This window comes from Streptomyces sp. NPDC104313, from assembly GCF_055583985.1.
Genome location: NZ_JBVJMW010000002.1, coordinates 167,850 through 191,386 on the forward strand (window position 1 = coordinate 167,850; position 23,537 = coordinate 191,386).

Annotated in this window: 22 protein-coding genes; 13 read left to right on the plus strand and 9 right to left on the minus strand. The window is 71.3% G+C overall.

Annotated features, from left to right (window positions below; translation table 11 throughout):
- The first annotated feature begins 169 nt into the window (after positions 1-169).
- From ACZ60Q_RS04685 to pssA, 10 genes are all read left to right on the plus strand, one after another.
- Entirely contained in the window at positions 170-1,957 is a 1,788-nt protein-coding gene (locus ACZ60Q_RS04685; RefSeq protein ID WP_469628372.1) for a 3-hydroxyacyl-CoA dehydrogenase family protein, read from the plus strand.
- 91 nt (positions 1,958-2,048) lie between these two features.
- Positions 2,049-2,867 (plus strand): TetR family transcriptional regulator, encoded by an 819-nt coding sequence (locus tag ACZ60Q_RS04690; RefSeq protein ID WP_469628375.1) that lies wholly within the window; start codon positions 2,049-2,051, stop codon positions 2,865-2,867.
- A 64-nt stretch (positions 2,868-2,931) separates the two neighbouring features.
- Entirely contained in the window at positions 2,932-3,729 is a 798-nt protein-coding gene (locus tag ACZ60Q_RS04695) for a GNAT family N-acetyltransferase (RefSeq protein ID WP_469628378.1), read from the plus strand.
- Between the two features lie 353 nt (positions 3,730-4,082).
- Complete coding sequence (ccrA, locus tag ACZ60Q_RS04700) at positions 4,083-5,456, plus strand: crotonyl-CoA carboxylase/reductase (RefSeq protein ID WP_469628381.1); 1,374 nt, start codon at positions 4,083-4,085, stop codon at positions 5,454-5,456.
- Positions 5,457-5,465: 9 nt separating this feature from the next.
- Complete coding sequence (locus tag ACZ60Q_RS04705) at positions 5,466-7,478, plus strand: protein meaA (RefSeq protein WP_469628384.1); 2,013 nt, start codon at positions 5,466-5,468, stop codon at positions 7,476-7,478.
- On the plus strand, positions 7,475-8,449 hold the full coding sequence (locus ACZ60Q_RS04710; RefSeq protein WP_469628387.1) for an HpcH/HpaI aldolase/citrate lyase family protein: 975 nt from the start codon (positions 7,475-7,477) through the stop codon (positions 8,447-8,449). Before ACZ60Q_RS04705 ends, ACZ60Q_RS04710 begins: the two co-directional genes overlap by 4 nt.
- 2 nt (positions 8,450-8,451) lie before the next feature.
- Positions 8,452-8,955, plus strand: a complete 504-nt coding sequence (locus ACZ60Q_RS04715; protein ID WP_469628390.1) for a MaoC family dehydratase — start codon at positions 8,452-8,454, stop codon at positions 8,953-8,955.
- A gap of 49 nt (positions 8,956-9,004) precedes the next feature.
- Positions 9,005-10,210, plus strand: coding sequence for an acyl-CoA dehydrogenase family protein (locus tag ACZ60Q_RS04720; protein WP_469628393.1), 1,206 nt, complete (start codon positions 9,005-9,007; stop codon positions 10,208-10,210).
- Positions 10,211-10,390: 180 nt separating this feature from the next.
- On the plus strand, positions 10,391-11,038 hold the full coding sequence (locus tag ACZ60Q_RS04725) for a phosphatidylserine decarboxylase (protein ID WP_003965076.1): 648 nt from the start codon (positions 10,391-10,393) through the stop codon (positions 11,036-11,038).
- A gap of 22 nt (positions 11,039-11,060) precedes the next feature.
- Positions 11,061-11,888, plus strand: coding sequence for a CDP-diacylglycerol--serine O-phosphatidyltransferase (pssA, locus tag ACZ60Q_RS04730; protein WP_469629511.1), 828 nt, complete (start codon positions 11,061-11,063; stop codon positions 11,886-11,888).
- 76 nt (positions 11,889-11,964) lie between these two features.
- Here the strand turns inward: pssA and ACZ60Q_RS04735 are convergent, their stop codons facing one another.
- The 4 genes from ACZ60Q_RS04735 to ACZ60Q_RS04750 all read right to left on the minus strand — a co-directional run bounded on the left by ACZ60Q_RS04735 (position 11,965) and on the right by ACZ60Q_RS04750 (position 16,410).
- Positions 11,965-12,717, minus strand: a complete 753-nt coding sequence (locus ACZ60Q_RS04735) for a PIG-L deacetylase family protein (RefSeq protein ID WP_469628396.1) — start codon at positions 12,715-12,717, stop codon at positions 11,965-11,967.
- 41 nt (positions 12,718-12,758) lie between these two features.
- A complete protein-coding gene (locus ACZ60Q_RS04740) occupies positions 12,759-13,382 on the minus strand; it encodes a DUF1796 family putative cysteine peptidase (protein ID WP_469628398.1) in 624 nt (207 codons plus the stop codon).
- A gap of 11 nt (positions 13,383-13,393) precedes the next feature.
- Positions 13,394-14,542 (minus strand): class I SAM-dependent methyltransferase, encoded by a 1,149-nt coding sequence (locus ACZ60Q_RS04745; RefSeq protein WP_469628401.1) that lies wholly within the window; start codon positions 14,540-14,542, stop codon positions 13,394-13,396.
- Positions 14,543-15,291: 749 nt separating this feature from the next.
- Positions 15,292-16,410: a glycerate kinase gene (locus tag ACZ60Q_RS04750; RefSeq protein ID WP_469629514.1), complete on the minus strand. Its 1,119-nt coding sequence runs from the start codon at positions 16,408-16,410 to the stop codon at positions 15,292-15,294.
- Between the two features lie 139 nt (positions 16,411-16,549).
- Between ACZ60Q_RS04750 and ACZ60Q_RS04755 the strand changes: the two genes are divergently transcribed.
- Entirely contained in the window at positions 16,550-17,047 is a 498-nt protein-coding gene (locus tag ACZ60Q_RS04755; protein ID WP_469628404.1) for an NUDIX domain-containing protein, read from the plus strand.
- A gap of 108 nt (positions 17,048-17,155) precedes the next feature.
- Positions 17,156-17,884, plus strand: a complete 729-nt coding sequence (locus tag ACZ60Q_RS04760) for an SIR2 family NAD-dependent protein deacylase (protein ID WP_469628407.1) — start codon at positions 17,156-17,158, stop codon at positions 17,882-17,884.
- Positions 17,885-17,918: 34 nt separating this feature from the next.
- Here ACZ60Q_RS04760 and ACZ60Q_RS04765 read toward each other — a convergent pair whose 3' ends face one another.
- On the minus strand, positions 17,919-18,323 hold the full coding sequence (locus tag ACZ60Q_RS04765) for a (2Fe-2S) ferredoxin domain-containing protein (RefSeq protein ID WP_469628409.1): 405 nt from the start codon (positions 18,321-18,323) through the stop codon (positions 17,919-17,921).
- Between the two features lie 368 nt (positions 18,324-18,691).
- Between ACZ60Q_RS04765 and ACZ60Q_RS04770 the strand changes: the two genes are divergently transcribed.
- Positions 18,692-19,276 carry a TMEM165/GDT1 family protein gene (locus tag ACZ60Q_RS04770; RefSeq protein WP_469628412.1) on the plus strand — a complete coding sequence of 195 codons (585 nt, stop codon included), beginning with the start codon at positions 18,692-18,694 and terminating at the stop codon, positions 19,274-19,276.
- Between the two features lie 80 nt (positions 19,277-19,356).
- Here ACZ60Q_RS04770 and ACZ60Q_RS04775 read toward each other — a convergent pair whose 3' ends face one another.
- The 4 genes from ACZ60Q_RS04775 to ACZ60Q_RS04790 all read right to left on the minus strand — a co-directional run bounded on the left by ACZ60Q_RS04775 (position 19,357) and on the right by ACZ60Q_RS04790 (position 23,481).
- The gene (locus ACZ60Q_RS04775) at positions 19,357-19,866 is read right to left on the minus strand and encodes a methylated-DNA--[protein]-cysteine S-methyltransferase (protein WP_469628415.1); all 510 of its coding nucleotides are present in this window, start codon (positions 19,864-19,866) and stop codon (positions 19,357-19,359) included.
- A gap of 11 nt (positions 19,867-19,877) precedes the next feature.
- Positions 19,878-21,350 (minus strand): AlkA N-terminal domain-containing protein, encoded by a 1,473-nt coding sequence (locus ACZ60Q_RS04780; protein ID WP_469628418.1) that lies wholly within the window; start codon positions 21,348-21,350, stop codon positions 19,878-19,880.
- 136 nt (positions 21,351-21,486) lie between these two features.
- On the minus strand, positions 21,487-22,020 hold the full coding sequence (locus ACZ60Q_RS04785) for an O-acetyl-ADP-ribose deacetylase (protein WP_469628421.1): 534 nt from the start codon (positions 22,018-22,020) through the stop codon (positions 21,487-21,489).
- Positions 22,021-22,065: 45 nt separating this feature from the next.
- Positions 22,066-23,481, minus strand: a complete 1,416-nt coding sequence (locus tag ACZ60Q_RS04790) for a phytoene desaturase family protein (RefSeq protein WP_469628424.1) — start codon at positions 23,479-23,481, stop codon at positions 22,066-22,068.
- Positions 23,482-23,537: the final 56 nt, after the last annotated feature.

Sequence of the window (23,537 nt, forward strand, 5' to 3'; positions counted from 1 at the left end):
CTCCGTGCGACGTGACTCCGGGACAGAGTCCGTCACCCCCACGGCCGGGCGCGCTCCGAGCGCATCGGCCCCGTGCTCCACGACACGCAGCTTCCGTACGCCACGCGCCGCTCCCTCATCGTCGCGCGTTCCGTGCTCCCACAGTCGTCACTCACCCTGGAGTCCCCTGATGGACACCTCTCTCCCCACCATCGCCGTCGTCGGCCTCGGCACCATGGGCACCGGCATCGCCGAGGTCCTGGCCCTGGCGGGCCGCGAGGTCATCGGCATCGACATCAGCGAAGCGGCCTCCCTGGGGGCCTCCTCCGCCCTGGAAGCGTCCACCGCGCGGGCCGTGAGCCGTGGACGGATCACCGAGCAGGAGCGGATCGACACACTGGCCCGGTTCCGTACGTCCGAGGACCTGCGCAGCGCCGCCGATGCCGACCTGGTCATCGAGGTGGTGCCCGAGACGTACGAGATCAAGCAGCAGGTGTTCCGGGAGCTCGACGCGATCGTCTCCCCCACCGCGATCCTGGCCACCGGCACCAACGCCCTGTCGGTGACCCGGCTGGCCGCCGAGTCCCAGCACCCCGAGCGCGTCCTCGGGATGCACTTCTTCAATCCGGCGCCCGCGATGAGGCTGGTCGAGGTGGTCTCCTCGGTGCTGACCGCGCCGCCCGCCGTCGAGGCCGTCACCGCACTGGCCCGGGAGCTGGGCAAGGAGCCCGTCACGGTCGGCGACCGGCCCGGGTTCGTCGCGGACGGGCTGCTCTTCGGCTACCTCAACCAGGCCGCCGCGATGTACGAGGCGAACTATGCCTCCCGCGAGGACATCGACGCCGCGATGAAGCTGGGCTGCGGGCTGCCGATGGGGCCCCTCGCCCTGCTGGACCTGATCGGCATCGATACCGCCCGCACCGTCCTGGAGGCCATGTACGCCGAGTCCCACGACCGGCTGCACGCCCCGGCCCCCGTCCTCGGCCAGCTCGGCGGCGCGGGCCTGACCGGCCGCAAGGCCGGGCGCGGCTTCTACACGTACGACGCCCCCGGCGGCCGGACCGTGGTGCCCGACACGCTGACCCCGGCGGCCGACTCCGCCTCCGGGCCCGGGCCCGGGCGCGATGTGGCGTCTGTCGGGGTCGCGGGCTCCGGGACGATGGCCTCCGGGATCGCGGAGGTCTTCGCGAAGGCCGGGTACGGCGTGGTGCTGGCGGCCAGGACCCAGGAGAAGGCCGACGTCGCCAAGGGCCGGATCGCGAAGTCGCTGGAGCGTTCGGTGACCAAGGGGCGGCTCACCGCCGAGGCCCGGGACGAGACGCTGGCACGGATCACGACGGCCGGTTCGCTGGACGCGTTCGCCGAGGTCGGCCTCGCCGTCGAGGCGGTCGCCGAGGACCTGGAGGTCAAGCGGCAGCTGTTCGCCGCGCTGGACAAGGTCTGCCGGCCGGGTGCGGTGCTCGCCACCACGACCTCCTCGCTGCCGGTCGTCGCCGTCGCCCGGGCGACCGCGCGCCCCGAGGACGTCATCGGGATGCACTTCTTCAACCCGGCGCCCGCGATGAAGCTGGTCGAGGTGGTCCGCACCGTCCTGACCGCCGACGATGTGCACGCCACGGTCCGCGCGGTGTGCGCGAAGATCCGCAAGCACCCGGTGGACTGCGGGGACCGGGCCGGGTTCATCGTGAACGCGTTGCTGTTCCCGTACCTCAACAACGCGATCAAGATGGTCGAGGAGCACTACGCCTCGCTGGACGACATCGACGCGGCGATGAAGTTGGGCGGCGGCTACCCGATGGGCCCGTTCGAGCTGCTCGACGTGGTCGGACTGGACGTCTCGCTGGCCATCGAGAAGGTGCTGCACAAGGAGTTCCGCGACCCGGGCCTAGCACCCGCGCCACTGCTGGAGCACCTGGTCGCCGCCGGGTGCCTCGGCCGCAAGACGGGGCGCGGCTTCCGCGAACATGCCCGTCGCTGATCCGGGAGCCGAGTGGGGCGGGCTGCTGGGACCCTCCGGCGGCCCGCCCCCGCAGGCGCGCTCTCCTGCATCGATGCGTTACGTTCATGCCATGTCCCAGCCCGCCAAGTCACCCCGTGCCACCGCCGCGACCGACGTCCCGGAGACCACCACCGCGGGGACGCGCGCCGCCGCCCAACGGCTCAAGATGCGCCGCGAACTGGCCGCCGCCGCGATGGAGCTCTTCGCGACGAAGGGCTACGAGGCGACCACCGTCGACGAGATCGCGGGTGCCGCGGGCGTCGCCCGACGGACCTTTTTCCGCCACTTCCGCTCCAAGGAAGAGGCCATCTTCCCGGACCACGACGACACCCTCGTCAGGGCCGAGGCCGTCCTGAACGCCGCCCCCGCGCACGAGCACCCGCTCGACACCGTCTGCCGCGGCATCAAGGAAGTCATGAAGATGTACGCGGCCAAGCCCGCCGTCTCCGTGGCCCGCTACAAGCTGACCCGTGAGGTGCCGACCCTCAGGGAGGCCGAGATCGCGTCGGTGGCCCGCTACGAGCGACTGTTCACCCGCTATCTCCTGGGCCACTTCGACGAGCGCGACCACCACGTGGGCAACGACGACCCGCTGCTCGCGGAGGTCGCCGCGTCCGCCGTGGTCACCGCGCACAACCATGTGCTGCGCCGCTGGCTGCGGGCGGGCGGGCGGGGCGACGTGGAGGCCCAGCTGGATCGCGCCTTCGCCATCGTGCGCGACACCTTCGGCCCGGGCATCGGAGCGGGCCGGACGGCAGGCGCCGAGCCCGAGCGCCCCCCTGCCGCGACGGTGGCCGCGGACGGCGAGGTGCTCGTCGCGGTGGCGCGCACCGATGCCCCGCTGGACGAGGTCATGCGGACGATCCAGCAGGCGCTCAAGGTCCGCTGAGGGCCCCGCGGACGGCCCGTAAACCCGTTCCGCGGCGACCGCGGGCCCATGGTTCGGTTCGCCCATGCGAACCGACGAAGTACGCGAGCTGTACGACCGAGCGATGCGCGAGCACGCCCGCCCCGAGGGCCCCGGGGTCGAGGTCGAGCGCGCCGGGCCCCTGGTGCGCCAGGTCGGCGGCCCCGACGACTGGAACGGGATCGTCTGGTCGGACCCGGAGCTGGACGCCGCGGGGGCCAACGCGGCGATCACGGCCCAGATCGAGCACTACACCGCGCTCGGCCATGGGGAATTCGAGTGGAAGGTCTACTCCCATGACCGGCCCGCCGATCTGGGCGACCGGCTGCGGGCGGCCGGATTCGTACCGGACCCGCCCGAAACCCTGCTGGTCGCCTCCGTCCAGGCGCTGACCTCCGTGCCCGGGGCCGGGCTCCCCGAGGGCGTCACCCTGCGCCCGGTGACCGACGCGGCCGGGGTCGAGCTGATGGCGCTGGCCCACGAGCGGGCGTTCGGCACGGACGCGGACCGGCTTCGCCACCAGGTGCTGACGCGGCTGGAGCAGGCTCCGGACGACTTCGTGGCGCTGGTGGCGCTGGCCGACGGGGAACCGGTCAGCTCGGCCCGTATGGAGCTGTACCCCGGCACCGGCTTCGCCGGTCTCTGGGGCGGCGGAACGGTCGCCGAGTGGCGCGGCAGGGGCCTGTACCGGGCCCTGGTGGCCCACCGGGCCGCCGTGGCCGCCGAGCGCGGCTACCGCTACCTCCAGGTCGACGCCACGGACATGTCGGCCCCGATCCTGGCCCGGCTCGGCTTCGCGGCGCTCGGCACGACGACGCCGTATGTGTACCGCCGGGCCCGGTAGCCGCCCGCCAGCAGGACAGAACGCCCCGTAACACCCATCGTGTTGCTCATGCGTGCCCACGGGATGACAGGTGAGAGAAATTGTTGGCACTGGGTGCCTTGTCAGGTGTCACGGAGTGCCATACGTTGAAGGTGTCCGGGCGGCCGGCGTGCCGAGACCTCGCACGTACGCCGGTTGTCCCCGCAACCACCGTGCTGCGCGCCCGGACGCCTGCGTCACAGGCACCCTTCCGCCCCACCGGGCAAAGCCGAGCTTCACCCGCCGAACCGACGGCAAACACCTCCACACCGCACTCCCCTGCCAGCAGGGCCCCTCAAGCGTTCGCTGAACGCCGCATCACCGGAGGCAACACCGTGAAGGAAATCCTGGACGCGATCCAATCCCAGGACAGCACCGCCGCGGACTTCGCGGCCCTGCCCCTCCCCGAGTCCTACCGCGCGATCACCGTGCACAAGGACGAGGCGGAGATGTTCGCGGGGCTCGAGACCCGCGACAAGGACCCGCGCGAATCGATCCACCTGGACGACGTCCCGGTCCCCGAACTCGGCCCCGGCGAAGCCCTCGTCGCCGTGATGGCCAGTTCGGTGAACTACAACTCCGTCTGGACCTCGATCTTCGAGCCGGTGTCGACGTTCAGCTTCCTGGAGCGCTACGGGAAGCTCAGCGAGCTGACCAAGCGCCACGATCTGCCGTACCATGTCATCGGTTCCGACCTGGCGGGCGTCGTCCTGCGCACCGGACCCGGCGTGAACGCCTGGAACCCGGGCGACGAGGTCGTCGCGCACTGTCTCTCGGTCGAGCTGGAGTCCTCCGACGGCCACAACGACACGATGCTCGACCCCGAACAGCGGATCTGGGGCTTCGAGACGAACTTCGGCGGCCTCGCCGAGATCGCCCTCGTCAAGTCCAACCAGCTGATGCCCAAGCCCCAGCACCTCAGCTGGGAGGAGGCCGCCGCCCCCGGCCTGGTCAACTCCACCGCGTACCGCCAGCTCGTCTCGCGCAACGGCGCGGGCATGAAGCAGGGTGACAACGTGCTGATCTGGGGCGCCAGCGGCGGGCTCGGCTCCTACGCCACCCAGTTCGCACTGGCCGGCGGCGCCAACCCGATCTGCGTCGTCTCCAGCCCGGAGAAGGCCGACATCTGCCGTGCCATGGGCGCGGACGCGGTCATCGACCGCAACGCCGAGGGCTACAGGTTCTGGAAGGACGAGCACACCCAGGACCCCAAGGAGTGGAAGCGGCTCGGCAAGCGCATCCGCGAGCTGACCGGCGGCGAGGACGTCGACATCGTCTTCGAGCACCCCGGGCGCGAGACCTTCGGCGCGAGCGTCTACGTCACCCGCAAGGGCGGCACGATCGTCACCTGCGCCTCGACCTCGGGCTACAACCACGAGTACGACAACCGCTACCTGTGGATGTCGCTCAAGAGGATCATCGGCTCCCACTTCGCCAACTACCGCGAGGCGTGGGAGGCGAACCGTCTGATCGCCAAGGGCAAGATCCACCCGACACTCTCCAAGGTCTACTCCCTTCAGGACACCGGCCAGGCCGCGTACGACGTCCACCGCAATCTGCACCAGGGCAAGGTCGGCGTCCTCGCGCTGGCCCCCCACGAGGGCCTGGGCGTGCGCGACCAGGACCTGCGCGAGCAGCACATCGACGCCATCAACCTGTTCCGTGACGCGTCAGCGGAGCGGACCATCCCATCCCGTCGCAACGTCTGAGGTTCTCCGATGAACGAACGTCAGAAGGACCGGCCCTGGCTCATGCGGACGTACGCCGGTCACTCGACCGCCGAGGCGTCCAACGAGCTGTACCGCCGCAACCTCGCCAAGGGCCAGACGGGTCTCTCGGTCGCCTTCGATCTGCCGACGCAGACCGGATACGACCCGGACCACATTCTCGCCCGGGGCGAGGTGGGCCGTGTCGGTGTTCCCGTCTCTCACCTCGGTGACATGCGGCGGCTGTTCCAGGACATCCCCCTGGAGCAGATGAACACCTCGATGACGATCAACGCGACCGCCATGTGGCTGCTGGCGCTCTACCAGGTGGTCGCGGAGGAGCAGGGGGCCGACCCCGACAAGCTCCAGGGGACCACGCAGAACGACATCGTGAAGGAGTACCTCTCGCGCGGGACGCACGTCTTCCCGCCGGTGCCCTCACTACGGCTGACCACGGACATGATCGCGTACACGGTCAGCCGCATCCCCAAATGGAACCCCATCAACATCTGCAGCTACCACCTCCAGGAGGCGGGGGCCACCCCGGTCCAGGAGATCGCGTACGCCATGTCGACCGCCATCGCGGTGCTCGACGCGGTCCGCGACTCGGGCCAGGTGCCCGAGGAGACGTTCGGGGACGTGGTCGCCCGGATCTCGTTCTTCGTGAACGCGGGCGTCCGCTTCATCGAGGAGATGTGCAAGATGCGCGCCTTCGGCCACATCTGGGACCGCGTCACCCGCGAGCGGTACGGCATCACCGACGCCAAGCGGCGCCGCTTCCGCTACGGCGTCCAGGTCAACTCCCTCGGGCTGACCGAGGCACAGCCGGAGAACAACGTCCAGCGCATCGTCCTGGAGATGCTGGCCGTCACCCTCTCCAAGGACGCCCGCGCGCGCGCCGTGCAGCTGCCGGCCTGGAACGAGGCCCTGGGTCTGCCCCGGCCCTGGGACCAGCAGTGGTCGCTGCGGATCCAGCAGGTGCTGGCGCACGAGAGCGATCTGCTGGAGTACGAGGACATCTTCGCCGGTTCGCACGTGATCGAGACCAAGGTGGACGCCCTGGTCGAGGAGTCGCTGGCGGAGATCGACCGGATCCAGCAGATGGGCGGCGCGATGGCGGCCGTCGAGTCCGGCTACCTCAAGTCGGAGCTGGTCTCCTCGCACGCGGCGCGGCGGGCCCGGATCGAGGGCGGCGAGGAGAAGATCGTCGGCGTCAACATCTACGAGAGCACCGAGCCCAACCCGCTCACCGCCGACCTCGACGGCGCGATCATGACGGTCGACCCCGAGAACGAGGCCCGGGTCGTGGCCGCGCTGCACGAGTGGCGGGACCATCGCGACGAGGCGCGTGCCTCCGAGGCGCTGGCCGCGCTGAAGAAGGCCGCCGCGGGCACCGAGAACATGATGGAGGCGACCGTCGAGTGCGCCCGCGCGGGCGTCACCACCGGCGAGTGGTCCTGGGCTCTGCGGGACGTGTTCGGCGAGTTCCGCGCGCCCACCGGGGTCTCCTCGGCCCCGGTCGCGGTCACCGCCGAGCCGGGGAGCACGCTCGCCCTGGTCCGCGAGAAGGTCACCCGCACCTCCGCCGACCTGGGCGTGGGGCGGCTGCGGCTGCTGGTCGGCAAGCCGGGCCTGGACGGGCACTCCAACGGGGCCGAGCAGATCGCCGTACGGGCCAGGGACGCCGGGTTCGAGGTGGTCTACCAGGGCATCCGGCTGACCCCCGAGCAGATCACCGACGCGGCGATCGCCGAGGACGTGCACTGCGTGGGCCTCTCCATCCTGTCCGGCTCGCACACGGAGCTGGTGCCCGACGTGCTGCACCGGCTGCGCGAGGCCGGGGCCCCGGACATCCCGGTGATCGTCGGCGGCATCATCCCGCCGGCCGACGCCGCCGCCCTCATCGAAGCCGGAGTGGCCGCCGTCTTCACCCCGAAGGACTTCGGCATCACCGAGATCATCGGCCGTATCGTCGACGAGATCCGCGAAGCGAACAAGCTCGACCCTCTGGAGGTCCCCGCATGACCACGCCCACCCCCTCGGTCAACCGTCCGCGTCCGCGCCGCTCGTGTCTGGCCGTGCCGGGTTCCAACCCGCGCTTCCTGGAGAAGGCCCAGGGCCTCCCGGCCGACCAGGTCTTCCTGGACCTGGAGGACGCCTGCGCGCCGCTGGCCAAGGAGGGCGCGCGCCACACCATCGTGGACGCGCTCAACAACGGTGACTGGAGCGGCAAGACCCGGGTCGTGCGGGTCAACGACTGGACGACGCACTGGACGTACCGGGACGTCGTCACGGTCGTCGAGGGCGCGGGCCCGAACCTCGACTGCATCATGCTGCCGAAGGTCCAGGACGCCCAGCAGGTCGTGGCGCTGGACCTGCTGCTGACCCAGATCGAGAAGACGATGGGCTTCGAGGTCGGGAAGATCGGCATCGAGGCACAGATCGAGAACGCCAAGGGCCTGGTGAACATCGACGACATCGCCGCCGCCTCGCCCCGGCTGGAGACGCTGATCTTCGGCCCGGCCGACTTCATGGCCTCGATCAACATGAAGACCCTGGTCGTGGGCCAGCAGCCGCCCGGCTACCCGGCGGACGCCTACCACTACATCCTGATGCGCATCCTGATGGCGGCCCGTACACACGATCTCCAGGCGATCGACGGCCCGTTCCTCCAGATCCGTGACGTGGACGCCTACCGCGAGGTGGCCGGCCGCGCCGCCGCTCTCGGCTTCGACGGCAAGTGGGTGCTGCACCCGGGTCAGGTCGACGCGGCGAACGAGGTGTTCTCGCCCTCGCAGGAGGACTACGACCACGCCGAGCTGATCCTCGACGCCTATGACTGGTGCACCTCCGAGGAGGGCGGCAGGAAGGGCTCCGCGATGCTCGGCGACGAGATGATCGACGAGGCCAGCCGCAAGATGGCCCTGGTCGTCGCGGGCAAGGGCCGGGCCGCCGGAATGCGGCGCACCACCAAGTTCGAAGCCCCGGAGGCCTGATCATGCGGTTCGGACGCACTTATGAGGAGTTCGAGGTCGGTGCGGTCTACAAGCACTGGCCCGGAAAGACGGTCACGGAATACGACGACCACCTCTTCTGCCTGCTGACCATGAATCACCACCCGCTGCATATGGACAGCAACTACGCGGAGAGGACCACCGACTTCGGGAAGAACGTCGTCGTCGGCAACTACGTCTACTCGCTGCTGCTCGGCATGTCGGTGCCCGACGTCTCCGGAAAGGCCATCGCCAATCTGGAGGTCGAATCGCTGAAGCACATCGCGCCGACCTTCCACGGCGACACGATCTACGGCGAGAGCACCGTGCTGGACAAGACACCGTCGAGGTCCAAGAGCGACCGCGGAATCGTGTACGTGGAGACCCGGGGCTACAAACAGGACGGCACGGTGGTCTGCGTGTTCCGCCGCAAGGTGATGGTCCCCACCGAGACGTACGTCAAGGAGCGCGGCGGAGAGCAGCCCGGCCGCCCGACGCCCGCCAGCTGACCGCCCGACGCCTTGAGACCATCCGCGTGAAGCCACAGGAGAAGCAGCCATGACGCGACTCGCCCAGACCGCCGGTCTGAACGACATCCAGCGGGAAATCCTCGCCACGGTCCGGAACTTCGTCGACAAGGAGATCATTCCTGTCGCGACCCAGCTGGAGCACCGCGACGAGTACCCCACGGAAATCGTCGAGGGGCTGAAGGAACTCGGCCTGTTCGGGCTGATGATTCCCGAGGAGTACGGGGGTCTGGGTGAGTCGCTGCTCACCTACGCGCTGTGCGTGGAGGAGATCGCGCGGGGCTGGATGAGCGTGTCGGGCATCATCAACACGCATTTCATCGTGGCCTACATGCTCAAGCAGCACGGCACCCAGGAACAGAAGGACACGTTCCTGCCGCGCATGGCACTGGGCGAGGTGCGCGGGGCCTTCTCGATGTCGGAACCGGCGCTCGGCTCGGATGTCTCGGCGATCTCGTCGAAGGGCGTCCGGGATGGCGAGGAGTACGTTCTCAACGGCCAGAAGATGTGGCTGACGAACGGCGGAACGTCGAATCTGGTAGCCGTACTCTGCCGAAGTGACGAAGGCCACCCCGAGGGGACCGCGCCCCACAAGTCCATGACGACCTTCCTCATCGAGAAGGAGCCCGGCTTCGGAGAGGTCCGGCCCGGCCTGACCATCCCCGGGAAGATCGACAAGATGGGCTACAAGGGCGTCGACACGACCGAGCTCATCATGGACGACCTGCGCATTCCGGCCAATCGTGTCCTCGGGGGCACGACAGGCCGAGGGTTTTACCAAATGATGGACGGCGTCGAGGTGGGACGGGTAAATGTCGCGGCACGTGGCTGCGGTGTCGCACAGCGTGCATTCGAGCTGGGGGTTTCGTACGCGCAGCAGCGCCACACCTTCGGCAAACCGATCGCCCAGCACCAGGCGATCCAGTTCAAACTGGCCGAAATGGCCACCAAGGTCGAAGCCGCTCATGCGATGATGGTGAATGCGGCACGCAAAAAGGACTCCGGGGAACGAAACGACCTGGAGGCAGGGATGGCGAAGTACCTCGCCTCCGAGTACTGCAAGGAAGTCGTCGAGGACGCCTTCCGCATCCATGGCGGTTACGGCTTCTCCAAGGAGTACGAGATCGAGCGCCTCTACCGTGAGGCACCGATGCTGCTGATCGGTGAAGGTACCGCCGAGATCCAGAAAATGATCATTGGCCGACGCCTCTTGGAGGAGTACCGATTCCAGGGCTGATTGTCCCTTTCGAGGCGATTTGGTGGCGAAGAACATCACACCGGGTCATCCTCGACGGGTGCCTTTCCGCCGTCCGACTCGGCTGCTGGCTTGCCCAGTTGCGCCCGGCAACCGATAGCATCGCCGGAAAGCCGCCGTCCCCCGTTGCCAGCGCGGCATCATCCGCTACGAAGGTCATTCATGCCCGACAGCACTTCCTCCGCATCCCGCGGCGGGGTCCGCATCGCCCGCGGAGCATCGCCGTGGCTCCTGCCGACCGTCGCCACCGCAGCCCTCAGCCTGGCCCGCGCCCGCAAGTCGGGGCGCTGGGCAGCAGTGGCTGTGCCCACCACCGCGCTCGCGGCGGGCATGCTGTGGTTCTTCCGTGACCCCGAGCGCGAGATCACTGACGGCCGGGTCATCTCCCCGGCCGACGGTGTGGTGCAGAGCATCATGCCGTGGAAGGACGGGCGCACCCGCGTCGCGATCTTCATGAGCCCGCTCAACGTTCACGTCAACCGCGCTCCGCTGGCGGGCACCGTGACGTCGGTCGAGCACATCCCGGGCGGCTTCGTTCCGGCGTTCAACAAGGAGAGCGAGAACAACGAGCGCGTTGTCTGGCACTTCGACACCGAGCTCGGCGACATCGAGATGGTGCAGATCGCGGGAGCGGTCGCCCGTCGGATCGTGCCGTACCTCCCCGAGGGCACGAAGGTGGAGCAGGGCGAGCGCATCGGCCTGATCCGCTTCGGCTCGCGCGTGGACATCTACCTCCCGGAGGGTATCGATGTCGCGGTCGAGGTCGGTCAGGCCACCACCGCGGGGGTGACTCGAATTGACCGTGATTGATCCTGATACCAAGGCCGGCTGGGTGCCGGAGGCCGACGAAGAGAGCGACGTCGACGGCGCGGAGGACATGCCTCTCTCCATGCGGCTGTCGATAGCGGACACCCTCACGCTCGGTAACGCGACGTGCGGATTCATGGCGGTGTACTTCACCACCACGGGCATTCTGATCCCGCACCTCACGGGCAGCGACGAGACGGGCATGGCCCGCCACTCGGCCGCCACCGCCGTGATCCTCATGCTGATGGCCGCGATCTTCGACCTGTTCGACGGTCTCGTGGCGCGCAAACTGCGCTCCTCGCCGATGGGTGCCGAGCTGGACAACCTCTCAGACCTCATCAGCTTCGGGCTCGCACCGGCCTATTTCGTGCTCGTGTACGGCATGGTCGCCGACGACGCCCATCAGCGGGTGTCGGCCCTGGCGGCGATCGTCGTGTTGCTGGCGGTGGTGCTCAGGCTTGCCAGATTCTCCTGCGTGACGCTGAAGGACGGCATGTTCCAGGGCATGCCGAGCCCCTTCGGAGCACTGACGGTCGTCTCGATCGTGCTCCTGGAGCTGCCCTTCATCCCGACGCTGCTCGCGATCGTCGGTGTGGCGTGGCTGATGGTGAGCCGGGTGGAGTACCCCAAGCCGCGGGGCGTCCTCGCGCTGGCGATGCTCGGCTGGATCATGGCCGCGATGGGGCTGCTCGCCGCGTGGGCGTTCGACGCGCCCGGCGGTCAGCTGCTGCTCCAGACCGGCTGCGCGCTCCAGGTGGTGCTCGGCGCGGTGATACCGCTGTTCGCCACGGCTCGACGGGTGAACACGTTCCGTGACAACCGCCGCGAGGCGCGGGCGGCACAGCTGCCGTAGCGGCGGACAGGCGAACCAGGGCGAGGGCCCGGATGCTCCCCGGCATCCGGGCCCTCGTGCGTTCCCGGCGCCGGCCTCAGCCGTCGTCGCGGGGCTCCAGACTCCAGATCAGCTCGGCGCGCAGGGGCCCCGTCCGGGACAGGGCGGCGCCGTGGTCGACGGCTAGCGCGGAGAGCTGGGAGGCGTGGCACAGGACCGCCGCGCGCTTCGCCGCCCACTGCTCGTCGGAGAGCACCAGCTCGTGGCGGACGGTGAGCCGGTGGGTACGGTTCAGTTCCTGGTAGGCGGTCCCCCACTTCTCGCTCGCGGCCAGCGCCGCGCACGCCCCGGGGGTGCCCCATTCCGGGAGGTGTCCGGTGTAGGGCAGGTCGGCGTACACCCAGGGCTCGGGAGCCCCGGCGGCGGCGAGGACCCGCTGGGCGCGCAGCCGGACGGCCTCGTGGTCCGTCTGGTTGCTGGCGAGCGGTACGAGGACCCGGGTGCCGGGTGCCAGCGAGCGCAGCAGGGGATCGAGGCCGGCCGGTTCGTCGCCCTCGCCGACGTACGGACCGTCGGGGTGGTCGACGAGGACCTGCTCGGCCCCGAGGAGCTCGCAGGAGCGGGCGTCCTCGGCCCTGCGCGCCCGGTACGCCTCGACGGCGGAGCTGAACCCGCAGAGGGCGTCCCACCCCGAGACCGGGAGGCCGGGGGCCGGGGAGCCGCCGTGGACGGTGACGACCGCGATGGGGCCGGGCAGGGTGGGCAGCAGTCCCGCGAGGGAGAGGGCGGCGTCGTCGAAGTGCGGCGAGATGACGACGGTGCGCCAGGGCGGGGGTACGGCGATGGGCACGGTTCCTCCGGAGGGGTGCGGGCGGCTGGGTGGGCGGGTGTTCAGGTCCCCGGGGTACGGCGGGGAATGTCCAGCGGGGCGAGGGCGGCGTCCCAGGCGGCGTCGTCGCCCTCCCAGCGGCCCGGGCTGAGGGCGGCCGTGCCCCACAGGACGCCGGGCGGGAGTGCGTCGGTGTCCGCGGGGGGCGTACGGCGCAGCCACAGCAGGTCGAAGTCATGGTCCGGGTAGCGGGTGCGCAACAGCCGGTGGAGGTCGGCCAGTTCGGGGGCCCCGCTCTCGTCGAACGCGTCGTGGTGGACGTACAGGACGCGCGACCGGGAGGCGGTCAGGGCTCGCCAACGGGTGGCGAGGTGGGTGAACTTGGCCCGGACCGCCGGATGCCGCTCGGCGATGACGGCCGGGGTCAGCCCGGTGCCCTCCGGAGCGTGGAAATCGTGGAAGAAGCGGATGTTCGAGCCCCGGTCACGTACGCAGGCGCCGTCGCTGAACGGTTCGCCCAGGCCGGGGCGGAGGACGTTGGTGAAGTCGGCCTCGATGGTCTCCTTCACAGCGATGAGGTCGAGGTCGAGCCAGTCGAAGAAGTGGGCCCGCTCGACGCCGGTGATCCGGCGGAGCTGGTAGGTCGACTCGCAGTGGTAGCCGAGCCCGACGCAGACGTCGTACATCGCGGACTCCGTCAGACGCCGGTGCGCCGCAGCAGGACGCCGATGCTGCCGCGCTTGCTCAGATAGGCGCGGCCACCGCAGACGGCTTCCAGCGCCGGGGCGACGAGCGGCGTCTCATCGGCCTTCTCCCAGTGCGGGGTGCGCTCCAGCCAGGGGGTCAGACCGGCGGCGAGCGTCTCCGGTTCCAGGGCGACGAAGACCAGGTCGGCGGGGAGGCGGTCGAGCAGGCCGAGATCCTGGCCGTAGTACAGCATCTCGATCAGGAGGTAGGCCGCGCCCGGGAGTTCCGGGCGGGCGGCCAGCTCCTCCAGGGACTCCGCGTGGATGTGCGCGGTGTCCCCGGCGTGGGCGGCCAGCCGGTGGCGGAAGACCGGGTTGGGTTCGGTCGCGTGGACGGTGAAGCCCTTGTCCACGAGCCGGGTGGTGAGGGCCCCTTCGCAGGCCCCGACCTCGATGAGGGGCCCGTTGCCGGGCAGGCGGTGTCCGGCGATCCACGCGACGGTGGTGTCCAGCCGCTCCGCCTCGTAGGCGGACGTGGCGAATTCCCAGGGGTCGGGCACCGAGGCGGCGTCCTCGTCGAGGCTGGCCAGGAGAGCGAAGAGCCGCTCGCGTTCGTCGGGCCCGGCCGCGAAGAAGCGTTCGGTGGCGTGGACCCGTCCGGTCCGGACGACGTGCTCCTCCGAGGCGGTACGCAGCAGGTGCCCGCAGTGCCGGTTGACGAAGCCGAGTTTGGCGGCGACCGCGGGCCGGTCCAGGGGGCGGTCCAGGTCGCTGATGAACTGGAGGTAGGGCGAGTGGCCGACGGCGTGCAGGACGGGCCGCTCCCCCGCGGCGAGGGCGGCGTCCCGGCCGAGCCGGCCGCGGCTGCGCCGGGTGTCGGCGGGCGAGTGGGTCCAGAGGCGGGCCGGGCCGCCCTGGGCCGAGGCCTCGACGAGGGCGGCCAGGGATTCGGGCCCCGGCGAGACGGCGTGCTCGTCGACCGGCCCGACCAGCGGGGCCAGGGCGGCGAGCCGTTCGGCGAGCGGCCGGCCCGCCGGGAGCACCAGGCACTGGCCGGTGTCGCCGCACAGGACGTGGACCTCGTCCTCCTGGCCGCTGAGTACGGAAAGAAAGTCCAGAGCGGCGTCCTCGGCCCTGAGTACCGCCACAATGTCGATCACAGATGGATCCCCTCAGCAGGACTCGGCAGGACATGGTCAGAAGCTGGGCGGACCCGGCCCGATGGCTCGGAGTCCGGAATGAGCTAATCACCGGCATTCCATGTGGTCCAGACCAATTTTCCGCCGATCATGAAGCCCGGAAGAGCGGGCTCCCGAAGCCGGAGTCCCCACTGGCGCCGCGCCGGAACCGGCTTCCCGCTCACGTCCGACGGTTGAGATCCAGCCATTCCCGGCCGCCCTTCATATCCGGCACGTACCATCCCGCGCGCCGGGCCACCAGGGGCGAAACCCCTTTGTCGGCCGAGCCGTTCCGCCGACAGGAGATGAGTACCGGGTTCCCTCACCATGGCGCTGTCCGCTCCTGGAATCGCCTCGCTACCGATGCCCGGACCATTCGGCCGGGGTGCGGAGCGAGGGACCAGGGAGGTCCGATGATGAAGCTGATGCCGGTGGGGGCACCCGCCGCACCGGTCGCGGCGGCGGGGGTGCTGCCACGACCGGTGCGGCGGGTCGGCGTCGAAGGGTGGGAACGGGCTGGACCCGAAGCCGAGCGGATCGGCGAAGCAGGGCGGCCGGCTCGGCGCCGGGGCATGGGCGTGGTCCTGCCAGCCGGTCGCCCGGCGGCGCGCCGATGGGCACGGCGTGCGCGGCCTCGGCGTGCGGGAAGGGCCCGGGGTCTGCCCCCAGGCCCTCCCGCTTTCTCCGTACGTCCGCCCCCGCGTCGGCTCCGTACGTCCGTCCCTCCAGCCTCAGCTCCGCAGGAAGTCCCGGGCGATCGACTCCGCCGCCCGTTCCAGCAGCGGCCCGGCCTTGGCCATGGATACAGCCGGGTCCGGTTCCAGTTCGGCCAGGGCGTAGGCGCGGCTGATGCCCGCCTTCGCCAGGGCCTCCTGGGACAGGCCGAGCCGGCCGCAGACCGCGACGGCCTCGATCCCGGCCGCGCGGGCTGCGGCGGCGACCCCGGCCGGGGCCTTGCCGTGCAGCGTCTGCTCGTCGAGCGAGCCCTCGCCCGTGATCACCAGCGTGACGCCGGTCAGCGCGGGGGCGAAACCGAGCACGTCGAGCATCACCTCGATGCCGGGGCGGAAGCGGGCGCCGAGGGCGACGAGCGCCCCGTAACCGATGCCTCCGGCCGCGCCCGCGCCGGGCAGGGCCGCCGTGTCCGGGCCCAGGATCGAGGCGTAATGCGTCAGGGCCGCGTCGAGGACCGCGATGTCCTCCTCGCTCGCGCCCTTCTGGCGGCCGTACACCTCGGGGGCGCCCTCGGGGCCCGTCAGCGGGTTGTCCACGTCGCTGGCCAGGACCAGGTCGATGTCCACCAGCCGGGGGTCGAGCCCCGAGAGGTCGGCCTCGGCCAGCTCCGCGAGAGGGCCGCCACCGGGGCCCACGGGCTTGCCGTCCTCGTCCAGGAAGCGTGCTCCGAGCGCGGCGAGCATGCCCGCGCCGCCGTCCGTGGTGGCACTGCCGCCGACCCCGAACACGATCGTCCTCGCCCCCGCCTCCAAGGCGGCCAGCAGCAGCTCGCCCGAGCCGTACGTGGTGGCCGTGAGCGGGGCGAACACCCCGTCGGGCAGCCGCTGGAGGCCCGACGCCTCGGCCATCTCCACCACGGCGGTGGACCCGCGCAGCGCGTACGCCGCCGTCACCGGGTCCCCGAGAGGACCGGTCACCCGCGCCTCGCGGCGCTCGAATCCGGCGGCCACCGCCGCCGCGACCGTGCCGTCGCCGCCGTCCGCGACCGGCAGGGTCTCCACCCGCAGGTCGGGGACGACGCGCCGCAGCCCGGCCGTCACCCGCTCCGCGACCTGCACGGCCGTGAGCGAGCCCTTGAACTTGTCCGCCGCCACGAGCACGCGGGCGGTCTCCACATCTGCGCCGTCCGTCACCTTGCATCCCTCTGCTTTCGAACAGGCAGTCGCGCCGCCCCGACCCTATCCGCACGATCCCTGATCCCCCCAGGGCCGTCCACGGCCGTGCGGTCCGGCCCCTACCACTACGCTGTCGGCCGTGACGACTCCCGATGCCGACTACGCCGCGTACATCGCCGGACTTCCCCGCGTCCTGTCCGGCGCCGCCACGCTCTTTCGTGACGCGGAGGGACGGATCCTCCTCGTCGAGCCGAACTACCGCGAGGGCTGGGCGCTGCCCGGTGGGACCGTCGAGTCGGAGACGGGTGAGGGGCCCCGGCCGGCCGCGCGGCGCGAGACGGCGGAGGAGATCGGCCTCGACCTGGCGCCGGGACGGCTGCTCGCCGTGGACTGGGTACGGGGCGTCGGCCGCCCGCCGATCGTGGCGTACCTCTACGACGGCGGCGTGCTCACCGCGGACCAGTTGGCGGCGATCCGGCTCCAGGAGGAGGAGCTGCTGTCCTGGAGGCTGGTGGCGCCCGCCGATCTGGATGGCTTTCTGCTCGGCACGCTCGGCGGCCGGGTCCGGGCGGCGCTGGAGGTCCTGGCCTCCGGCGGCGGGGCCGTGGAGCTGGAGGACGGCGAGCCGGTCGCGTGAGGACGACGGGTTCGGCATCCAGGCTGACGGTCATCCTGGCCGTGGGCGGACCTCGCACCGGCGAATTGCGCTCGCACGCCGGGTGTCCGTTTCTCTAGGCTCGCCCTCATGACTCTCGTCGCGATCCTCAGCGGTGCCGGCATCTCCACCGACTCCGGCATCCCCGACTACCGGGGGCCCAACGGGGTCTGGCGCACGGATCCGGAGGCCGAGAAGCTCGTCACGTACGACTTCTACATGTCCGACCCCGCGATCCGCCGACGCTCGTGGCTGATGCGCCGCGATGCCGCCCTCCGCAAGCCCGAACCGAACGCCGCCCACCGGGCGGTCGCGGAGCTGGAGCGGTCCGGCGTACCGGTCCGGGTGATCACGCAGAACATCGACGGGCTGCACCAGCGGGCCGGCCTGCCCGACCGCAAGGTCCTCGAACTCCACGGCACCGCACACCGGGTGGTCTGCACCCGGTGCCACGCCCGGTCCTCGATGGCCGGGGCACTGGAACGGGTCGAGGCGGGTGAGGCGGATCCGGCGTGCACGGTCTGCGGCGGGATCCTGAAATCAGCGACGGTGATGTTCGGCGAACGGCTGGACCCGCAGGTGCTGGCCGATGCGATGGCGATCGCCAAGGCGTGCGAGGTGTTCGTGGCGGTCGGTACGACGCTGCGGGTGCAGCCCGCCGCCTCGCTCGCCGGGATCGCGGCCGAGTACGGGGCGCGGCTGATCGTGGTGAACGCGGAGCCGACCCCGTACGACGAACTCGCCGACGAGATCGTCCGGGAGCCGATCGGCGTCTCGCTGCCGAAGCTGCTGGCGGGGTTGAGCAGTCCGGACGGCTGACCGGCGCTGTCGGTGACCGTCCGGGGCGGGCCGCTCAGCCGTCCAGGCCCGCCCGGACCCGGCGCGAGGGCTGGAAGACGTACAGATCGAGGATGTCCGGGGCGTCCGCGAGGCCCGGGCCGCCCTCCGCCGCCCAGGTCACGATGTCCTGCTCGGCGTGCTCGTCGTTGACCAGGCCCAGCCAGACCGGACGGCCCCCGGCCCGGCGGCCCTCGGTGGAGGGCTGCACCACGATCACGTTGCCCTGCTCGCAGGCGTCCAGGCACTCGACGGCCCGTACGGTCGCGGCCCCCTCCAGTCCGGCACGGAGCCGGGCCAGCTGGGCCGCGTGGTCGACACCCGGGATCTTCCCGGTGCCGCAGCAGCAGCCCCGGCAGACGCTGACGGTGGGCCGGGGGACACCCTGGGCGGGCGCGTCCTTACGGGGGCGGCGGCTCATGGGGGCACTTCCCGTCGCGGTGGTGTGGAAGGGGGACCACCGCCGGTCCGGGTGATCACCACGACTCTACCGAGAGGCTCGGGGTTCGAACAGCAGTTACCCCAGCCGGCCGGGTGGGGTAACGTTGGCTGCTGCGAAGGGGAGTAGCCCCGCAAACCGGTCGTCGACACACTGGAACCTTCGGGTTCCCGGTGGCCGGGCTCGTGGATCCTGAGAAGGGTTCCACGGGCGGGCGAGACCTTCGGTCCTGTATGACACGCCCGCGCCCTGTGGGCGCTGCCGTCATGCCGGGCCGAGTGGTCCTCCGAAAAGCCCGAACGGCGCTTCGCGAAGATCCGGGGCCCGGCTCGAACAGAAAGCCACCCGGAATGCACCTCGACCCTCTGGCGATCATCACCGCCTTCGGGCTGATCTTCCTCGCCGAGCTCCCCGACAAGACGATGTTCGCGTCACTGGCCATGGGCACGCGGATGCGCCCGCTCTACGTGTGGTTCGGCACGTCGTCCGCGTTCATCGTGCACGTCGCCATCGCCGTGGGCGCGGGCAGCCTCATCGGTCTGCTGCCCGACTGGATCGTCAAACTCGTCTCGGCCTCCCTCTTCGCGCTCGGCGCCTTCCTCCTGCTGCGCGGCAGCGGCGGGGACGACGACCAGGAAGGCGAGGTGAAGACGGTGACCGGGTTCTGGCCGGTCTACTCGACCGCCTTCATGGCGGTCTTCATCAGCGAGTGGGGCGACCTGACCCAGATCACCACCGCCAACCTCGCGGCGAGCAACGGCACCTGGTCCACCGCGATCGGTTCGGCCGCCGCCCTGATGTCCGTCTCGGCCCTGGCGCTGCTCGCGGGGAAGTTCATCGCGGGGCGCGTACCTCTGAAGACCGTCCAGCGGATCGGCGGGATCTGCATGCTGGGCCTCGCCATCTGGACGGCCGTGGAGATCTTCACCGGCTGAGGCCGGTGAGCGGAGGGGCGGGGGCGTACCGGCTTCGGTGCGCCCCCGGGCCGCTTGGGGAACAGCCCGCCCGCCCGCTCTCAGAACAGGGCCCGCACCCCGTCCGCCGTCCCGCCGCCCTCGAAGGCGAGCAGTCGTTGCTTGCGGTCCAGGCCGCCGCCGTATCCGGTGAGGCTCCCGGAGGCTCCGATCACCCGGTGGCACGGCACGATGATCCCGACCGGGTTCTTCCCGTTGGCCAGGCCGACCGCCCGCGAAGCGCCCGGCTTGCCGAGCTCCTCGGCCAGTTCGCCGTACGTACGGGTCTCGCCGTACGGGATCTTCAGCAGCTCCGCCCACACGCTCCGCTGGAAGGGCGTGCCCACGAGGTTCATCGGGAGGTCGAAGGCGGTGCGGTCCCCGGCGAAGTACTCCGTCAGCTGCTGGATCACCCCGCCGAAGGGCTCCGGGTCCGGGACGCCAAAGGTCTCCTGGGGTGGGCGGTGGCGCTGATCGGTCATATAGAGGGCGGAGAGGACGCCGTCGGTCGCGACGAGCGTCAGCGCGCCGTAGGGACTGTCGAGGACCGTGTGCTGCTTGACCGTGGTCATGGAGGACTCCTTCAGGCGGGTAGATGGTTGATGGGGTGGTCGTCCACCGTCCAGAGGTACTGCACGGCGTACGCCCGCCAGGGGCGCCAGTCGGCGGCCCGTGCCGTGAGGGCGGCGGGGGTGGCCGGCAGGCCGAGCCGGCCGGCCGCCCGGCGGATGCCGAGGTCGGTGGGGAGGAAGGCGTCGGGGTCGCCGAGCGCCCGCATGGCGATGGACTCGACCGTCCAGGGGCCGAAGCCGGGCAGGGCGGCCAGTTCGGCGCGGGCCTGCTCCCAGTCGGTGTCGGTGTCGAGCCGCAGCCGGTCCTCCGCGAGGGCGGAGACGAGCGTGGTGAGCGTGGTGCGGCGGGTGCGCGGCAGGGCCAGGGCCTCCGGGTCGAGGTCCGCCAGCGCCTCCGGGGCCGGGAAGAGGTGCGTCAGCCCGCCCTCGGGGTCCTCGACCGGGACGCCGTGGGCGGTGACCAGCCGGGCGGTGTGGGTGCGGGCGGCGGCGGTGGAGACCTGCTGGCCGAGCACCGCGCGTACGGCGAACTCCGCGCCGTCCACGGTGCGCGGCACCCGGCGGCCTGGGCCGTCGTCGACCAGTGGGGCGAGCAGCGGGTCGGTGCGCAGCAGCGCGTCGACAGCGACCGGGTCCGCGTCCAGGTCGAGGAGCCAACGGCAGCGGCTGATGGCCCGGGTGAGGTCGCGGGGGTCGGTGAGGGAGAGCCGGCAGGCGATGTGATCGGGCGCCGGGCTCAGGGTGACGACTCCGTGCCCGTACGGGAGGGCGAGGGTGCGCCGGTACGCGCCGTCCCGCCACTCCTCGACGCCGGGGACGGCGGTCGCGGCGAGGTGACCGAAGAGATTGCTGGGGTTGAGTGGGGCCCGGTACGGAAGGCGGAGCGCGATGACGCCCGGTACGGCGGCAGGCCGGGGGCCCCGGGCGGCTCGGGTGCGCAGTTCGCCGGGGGCCAGGGCGAAGACCTCGCGGACCGTCTCGTTGAAGGTGCGGATCGAGGAGAAGCCGGCCGCGAACGCGACCTGGGCCATGGGCAGCGCGGTCGTCTCGATGAGGAGGCGGGCGGTCTGCGCCCGCTGGGCGCGGGCCAGGGCCAGCGGACCGGCGCCCAGCTCGGCCAGCAGCTGGCGTTCGATCTGCCGTGCGGAGTAGCCGAGCCGGGAGGCGAGCCCGGGCACGCCCTCGCGGTCGACGACCCCGTCCCGGATCAGGCGCATGGCGCGGGCGACCGAGTCGGCGCGGGCGTTCCACTCGGGGGATCCGGGGCTGGTGTCGGGGCGGCATCGCTTGCAGGCCCGGAATCCGGCCTGCTGGCAGGCGGCGGCGCTGGGGTAGAAGGTCATGTTCTGAACCTTGGGCGGCACGACGGGGCAGCTGGGGCGGCAGTAGACGCGGGTCGTGAGGACCGCGGTGAAGAACCAGCCGTCGAAGCGGGCGTCCCTGGACTGGACGGCCCGCACGCAACGCTCGGTGTCGGTGTGCATGGTTCCAGGATGGTGCACCGGTCAGCGGCTTGGCTGGCGGAAATCCGACAGGGTCCTCGCGCGGAAATCCGGCAGCGGTACGTCCGAACCCTCCCGGTGGCCGCGAGGCGCGGTGGGCGGGGTGCGGTGCGCGGTCTCAGCGCATCGCGAGGACTTCCTCGAACTCCACGTACGCGTGGGCGTCGAAGAGCACGAAGCGCACCTCGTCGACCGGCTCCACCGTCTCCGTCAGGACCGTGTGTACGGCGATCCGGGCCCCGTCGTCCATCGGCCAGCCGTAGATGCCGGTGGAGATCGCCGGGAACGCGATGGACCTGGCCCCCAACTCGGCTGCCAGGCGCAGGGATTCGCGGTAGCAGGAGGCGAGCAGGGCGGAACGGTCCTGGGCGCCGGAGAAGACCGGGCCGACCGTGTGCACGATCCACCGGGCGTCGAGGCGTCCGGCGGTCGTGGCGACGGCCTGCCCGGTGGGAAGCCCCTTTCCGTAGTGCGAGGCGCGCAGTTCATGGCAGGCGGCGAGGATGTCGGGTCCGCCTCGCCGGTGTATGGCGCCGTCGACTCCGCCGCCGCCGAGCAGCGAGGAGTTCGCCGCATTGACGATGACGTCGACGGACTGGTCGGTGATGTCGCCGCGGACCAGACGTACGGCGGGGGAGACAGAGGTGCTCATGCGGACATCATGCCGCGCGCCGGGGGCCTTCGCCGCCCGGTCCGTTCAGGAGGCCCGCAGCCTTCGCCATACGGCCTTGGCGGCGTGGTGGCCGGACATGCCGTGGACCCCCGGTCCGGGCGGGGTGGCCGAGGAGCAGAGGAAGACCGCGGGGTGCGCGGTGGCGTAGGGGACGCGGGCGAGCTTGGGGCGGATCAGCGTCTGAAGGCCGGCGAAGGCACCGCACGCGATATCGCCGCCGATGTAGTTGGCGTTGCGTGCGGCGAGTTGGGGCGGGCCCGCGACGGCGCGTGCGAGCACCAGGTCGCGGAACCCGGGGGCGAAGCGCTCCAGTTGGCGCTCGATGACGTCGGTCGCATCGCCCTCCCAGCCCGCCGGGACGTGCCCGTACGCCCAGAAGACATGGCGTCCCTCGGGGGCCCTGGAGGGGTCGGTGAGACTCGGCTGGGCGGTGATGAGGAAGGGGACAGCGGGATCGCGGCCCTCGACGGCAGCCCGCAGCGCCGTGTCGATGGCTCCGGCGGTCGGGCCGATGTGGACGGTGCCGGCGCGGCGCGCCTCCTCGGCCGTCCACGGGACGGGGCCGGAGAGCGCGTAGTCGATCTTGAAGGCGGAGGCGCCGTAGCGGTAGTGGCTGTAGGCGGAGCCGAGGCCGGCGATGCGGGCGAGCGCGGTGGGCGAGGTGTCGAAGACGTAGGCGCGGGCGGGCGGGAGTTCGTCCAGACGCTTGACCTCGCTGCCGGTGCGGATCGTGCCGCCCTGTTCGCGGAGATAGGAGCCGAGGGCGTCCGAGATGGCCTGGGAGCCGCCGCGCGGCACCGGCCAGCCGTTCTCGTGGGCGGCGAGCGCGAAGACGAGGGCGATGCCCGAGGTGGCGAATCCGCTGGTGGGAGCTATGGCGTGGGCGGCGAGCCCGGCGAAGAGGCCGCGGGCCTTCTCGCCGGCGAAGCGGCGGGAGACCCAGGTGGCGGGCTGGAGGCCGAGCAGGCCGAAGCGGGCCAGCCGGTAGGGGTCGCGGGGCAGGCCGGCCCAGGGAGTGCGCAGGAAGTCGGCGGCCAGGGTGTCCCAGCGGCCGACGAAGGGGGCCATGAGGCGGCGGTAGGCCCCGGCGTCGGCGGCCCCCAGCGACATCGCGCTCTCGCCCACCGAGCGGGTGAGCGCCGCCGCGGTGCCGTCCGGGAAGGGGTGCGCGAGGTCGACCTCGGGGTGCAGCCACTGAAGGCCATGCCGGTCCAGCGGCATGCCCCGGAACGCGGGCGAGCCGATCGCCAGGGGGTGCACGGCGGAACAGGGATCGTGCCGGAAACCCGGGAGGGTCAGCTCCTCGGTGCGGGATCCCCCACCGATGGTGTCGTGCGCCTCGTGGACCTCCACCGCGAAGCCGCGGCGGGCCAGTTCGGCCGCGGCGGTCAGTCCGTTGGGCCCCGCGCCCACCACGACCACATCGAGCATCGACGGCACCTTGGGACTCCTTCGTCGGCCGGCAGTCGGATCTCCAGGATATTCGCCGCCACCGA

What these genes read in the sequence shown, in the direction of transcription:
- ACZ60Q_RS04765 (WP_469628409.1), bottom strand. Translation starts at nt 18,323, where the DNA reads ATGAGCCGCCGCCCCCGTAAGGACGCGCCCGCCCAGGGTGTCCCCCGG.
- ACZ60Q_RS04690 (WP_469628375.1), top strand. Translation starts at nt 2,049, where the DNA reads ATGTCCCAGCCCGCCAAGTCACCCCGTGCCACCGCCGCGACCGACGTC.
- ACZ60Q_RS04710 (WP_469628387.1), top strand. Translation starts at nt 7,475, where the DNA reads ATGACCACGCCCACCCCCTCGGTCAACCGTCCGCGTCCGCGCCGCTCG.
- ACZ60Q_RS04695 (WP_469628378.1), top strand. Translation starts at nt 2,932, where the DNA reads ATGCGAACCGACGAAGTACGCGAGCTGTACGACCGAGCGATGCGCGAG.
- ACZ60Q_RS04785 (WP_469628421.1), bottom strand. Translation starts at nt 22,020, where the DNA reads ATGAGCACCTCTGTCTCCCCCGCCGTACGTCTGGTCCGCGGCGACATC.
- ACZ60Q_RS04725 (WP_003965076.1), top strand. Translation starts at nt 10,391, where the DNA reads ATGCCCGACAGCACTTCCTCCGCATCCCGCGGCGGGGTCCGCATCGCC.
- ACZ60Q_RS04715 (WP_469628390.1), top strand. Translation starts at nt 8,452, where the DNA reads ATGCGGTTCGGACGCACTTATGAGGAGTTCGAGGTCGGTGCGGTCTAC.
- ACZ60Q_RS04740 (WP_469628398.1), bottom strand. Translation starts at nt 13,382, where the DNA reads ATGTACGACGTCTGCGTCGGGCTCGGCTACCACTGCGAGTCGACCTAC.
- ACZ60Q_RS04760 (WP_469628407.1), top strand. Translation starts at nt 17,156, where the DNA reads ATGACTCTCGTCGCGATCCTCAGCGGTGCCGGCATCTCCACCGACTCC.
- ACZ60Q_RS04775 (WP_469628415.1), bottom strand. Translation starts at nt 19,866, where the DNA reads ATGACCACGGTCAAGCAGCACACGGTCCTCGACAGTCCCTACGGCGCG.
- ACZ60Q_RS04705 (WP_469628384.1), top strand. Translation starts at nt 5,466, where the DNA reads ATGAACGAACGTCAGAAGGACCGGCCCTGGCTCATGCGGACGTACGCC.
- ACZ60Q_RS04780 (WP_469628418.1), bottom strand. Translation starts at nt 21,350, where the DNA reads ATGCACACCGACACCGAGCGTTGCGTGCGGGCCGTCCAGTCCAGGGAC.
- ACZ60Q_RS04685 (WP_469628372.1), top strand. Translation starts at nt 170, where the DNA reads ATGGACACCTCTCTCCCCACCATCGCCGTCGTCGGCCTCGGCACCATG.
- ACZ60Q_RS04770 (WP_469628412.1), top strand. Translation starts at nt 18,692, where the DNA reads ATGCACCTCGACCCTCTGGCGATCATCACCGCCTTCGGGCTGATCTTC.
- ACZ60Q_RS04720 (WP_469628393.1), top strand. Translation starts at nt 9,005, where the DNA reads ATGACGCGACTCGCCCAGACCGCCGGTCTGAACGACATCCAGCGGGAA.